3 protein-coding genes and 1 pseudogene are annotated in these 3029 nt (G+C 57.3%); 1 reads left to right on the top strand and 3 read right to left on the bottom strand.

All coding sequences use genetic code 11. The features are described from left to right. Window positions 1-10 precede the first annotated feature (10 nt). Both L692_RS0103975 and L692_RS0103970 read right to left on the bottom strand, forming a co-directional pair. A pseudogene (locus L692_RS0103975) lies at window positions 11-1246 on the bottom strand (ABC transporter ATP-binding protein); the annotation flags it as partial. A gap of 24 nt (window positions 1247-1270) precedes the next feature. After that, window positions 1271-1480: a hypothetical protein gene (locus L692_RS0103970; protein ID WP_025697415.1), complete on the bottom strand. Its 210-nt coding sequence runs from the start codon at window positions 1478-1480 to the stop codon at window positions 1271-1273. A gap of 236 nt (window positions 1481-1716) precedes the next feature. Here L692_RS0103970 and L692_RS0103965 point away from each other — a divergent pair, with 236 nt between their 5' ends. Next, window positions 1717-2286, top strand: a complete 570-nt coding sequence (locus tag L692_RS0103965) for a thymidine kinase (RefSeq protein WP_025697413.1) — start codon at window positions 1717-1719, stop codon at window positions 2284-2286. 138 nt (window positions 2287-2424) lie between these two features. Here the strand turns inward: L692_RS0103965 and L692_RS0103960 are convergent. After that, the coding region (locus L692_RS0103960; RefSeq protein ID WP_025697412.1) for an NAD(P)/FAD-dependent oxidoreductase at window positions 2425-3029 on the bottom strand (605 nt) is incomplete at its 5' end.

The following is a 3029-nucleotide window of genomic DNA, read 5'->3' as shown; positions in this document are numbered from 1 at the left end:
GGGCCGTTTAGCCGATGGAGCCGCGCAGCAAGGCCAAATCCATTCGCCGCGTATCCACCCCGTCAACCGTGATTGTGCCGTCCGTTTGCTCGTACAGGCGCGGGATCAAGCCGACCAGCGAGGATTTGCCGGAGCCGGTTGCGCCCATAATGGCTACCCGTTCTCCCGGCCGGACGGCGAACGACACGTCTGACAAGGCAGTGATATCGCTGCCCGGATAGCGGAATTCCACTCCCTTGAACCGCACCTCGCCCCGGAGGCGTTCGGCAGCCGCAGACTCCGGACGGCTCCCCGTCTCTTCCGTGTCGGTCACCGCGAGCACTTCCGAGATGCGCAGCCCGGAGGCGAACGATCTCGAATAGGCCGCCACAACTCCGGACAAGGCCGACAAGCCTCCGATGGTCCGCAGCGAGTAATTGATCACAGCCACGGTCTGGCCCTGCGTAGCCGTTCCCGAAGTGATCTGTATCCGGCCGAGCCACAGCAGCGCCAGAATCCCTCCGTTCATGACCAGCAGAATGAACGGCATCGTCGTCTCCGTGAGCCGCAGCGCGGACACCGTGCTTCGCATCAGCTCCCCGCTGTACCGGGCGAACCTCCCGGTCTCATAGCCCATCCGCACAAATACCCGGATCAGCCGGATGCCCGTCAAATTCTCCTGCAAGACGCCGTTCACTCCGTCCAGCTTGCCCTGAACCGCGCGGAACATCCTTGACGATCTTCTCATCAGCACAAACAGACAGACGATCATAACGGGCACGGTCAGCGCCAGAATGATCCCCAGCCTCCACTGCACGATCAGGCCCATAATTACGCTGCCGACGACCACAAGCGGTATGCGGGACATGAACCTGAGGCCCGTAAAGATCATGTCCTGGAGCTGCGTTACATCTCCGGTCAAGCGGGTAATCAGCGTGGACGCGGCAAAGCGGTTAAACGCTTCATAGGAGAAGGACTGCACCTTCGCATACAGCTTGTCCCGCAGATCGAAACCGAAGCCCTGGCTGGCATGCGAGGCGAAAAAAGAGCTGAGAATACCGGCGGAGAAGGCCAAAGCCGCGCTTGCAACCAGTATGCCGCCCCACAGCCAGACAACGGAAAGATCCCGCTGCCGGATGCCGTCGTCGATAATTTTGGAAATCAGCAAAGGCTGCGACAGCTCCACCGCCAGCTCAACCAGCATCATAAGCAGGGCGAAACCGGCCGCAACCCGGTATTTTTTCAAAAAAGGAAAAATAATGGACATCCGTGTTCCTCCATAATCTCTCTCCTATTCGTACAGCGCGTCGCGAAGACGGCTGGACATCGCTTGTCCCCCGGCTGCCTTCAGCGCCGCCTTCCGTAGCGCCCTATTGCTTCTGGCCGACTCCGCAAGCTCCCGGCACAGCTCCCCCAGAAGCGCCTCCGCCTCCGGCGTCAGCTTCCCGTCCGCCTTCAGCATGGCGATCCGTTCCTCATAGGACTCAAGCTTCTCCGACATTTATATCCGCTCCTTCCCCGGGTTCCCGCCCGTCCGAGTTCATTTCGCGCAAAATAACCCGCACTGTCAAAGACCGGCAGGTTCCCATACAGATATATTAACAGATAGCCTGAACAAATAACCAGCGCGGCGCCTTTTTCGGCTGGCCTCGGCGGCTGGGAGTGTGCTAATCTATTAAGGTCGCATTTTCGGATATTGGATATCAGGTCTTCTTAATAAGAAAGGACAGATGGACAGTGGCACAGTTGTTTTTTAAATACGGGGCAATGAACAGCGGCAAATCAATCGAGATTCTGAAGGTTGCCCATAACTACGAAGAACAGGGCAAATCGGTGCTGATCTTCACCTCCGCCATCGACAATCGGGATGAGGTCGGCTATGTCTCCTCGCGGATCGGGCTTCGCAGACAGGCTATCGCCATCGATGGGGACACGGATATTTTTGGAATCGTTAGCGCCGCGAGTCCCAAGCCGCACTGCGTGCTGATTGATGAATGCCAGTTTCTGAGCAAGGACAATATTGTGGAGCTGGTCCGCATCGTCGACGAGCTGGACATTCCGGTCATGGCCTTCGGCCTCAAGAACGACTTTCAGAACAATCTGTTCGAGGGCAGCAAGTATATGCTGATTTACGCCGACAAGATTGAGGAAATGAAGACGATCTGCTGGTTCTGCGAGCGCAAGGCGACCATGACGCTGCGGGTCGAGAACGGCAAGCCCGTATACAGCGGCAAGCAAATCCAGATCGGCGGGAACGAAGCCTACTACCCCGTCTGCCGCAAATGCCATAAGCATCCGCCGCTGTAGCGCCGTCCAGCTTTTACAGGGCACGGTTAGTGCATCACCTCAAATGCTTGAAGCCCCGTGCAAAAATACTGCACAAAAGGCCGCAATTTTCTGCTTGCGCAGAGAATCGCGGCCTTTTATTCTAACGGAATCTTTTTCTTACAGCTTCAAATTGCTGCTGTGGCCCGGAGAGAGCTTGGCGTCCGGATCAAAATACACCTTGGCGTTATTGACGGCGGTTGGGGCCTCGCCGAAGCCGACGGCGATCAGCTTGATTTTGCCGGGATAGGTGGTGATGTCGCCGGCGGCGAAGATGCCCGGAATGCTCGTCTCCATCCGGGAGTCGACAACGATTGAACCGTTCACGATGTCCAGCCCCCACTCGCTGATCGGTCCAAGGGAAGAGACGAAGCCGAAGTTGACAATGACGGCGTCGACGTCAAGACTCATCGTTTCTTTCGTTTTTACGTTGCGGAGGGTAACCTTCTCGATCTCGGAGTCGCCCTCAAGCGCCGCGATTTCCGTCGGCGTCAATACGTTCACCTTCGATTTCATCAGGTTCTCCACGCTATGCTCATGCGCCCGGAATTTGTCCCGGCGGTGAATGAGCGTTACGCTCTCCGCGATGGGCTCCAGCATCAGCGCCCAATCGACCGCGGAATCGCCGCCGCCGCTGATCAGCACCTTCTGCCCCTTGAACCGGTTCAGATCGCTGACGAAATAATGCAGATTCTTCTTCTCGTATTGCGCCGCCTCCGGCAGCT

Origin of the sequence: Paenibacillus forsythiae T98 (assembly GCF_000520735.1) — a bacterium.
Classification (GTDB): domain Bacteria; phylum Bacillota; class Bacilli; order Paenibacillales; family Paenibacillaceae; genus Paenibacillus_AQ; species Paenibacillus_AQ forsythiae.
The sequence above is the reverse complement of the archived record's forward strand: the minus strand, read 5'-3'. Positions and strand labels throughout refer to the sequence as shown.

Coding starts and splice junctions, on each gene's coding strand:
- L692_RS0103970 (WP_025697415.1), bottom strand. CDS start 1,480: ATGTCGGAGAAGCTTGAGTCCTATGAGGAACGGATCGCCATGCTGAAG.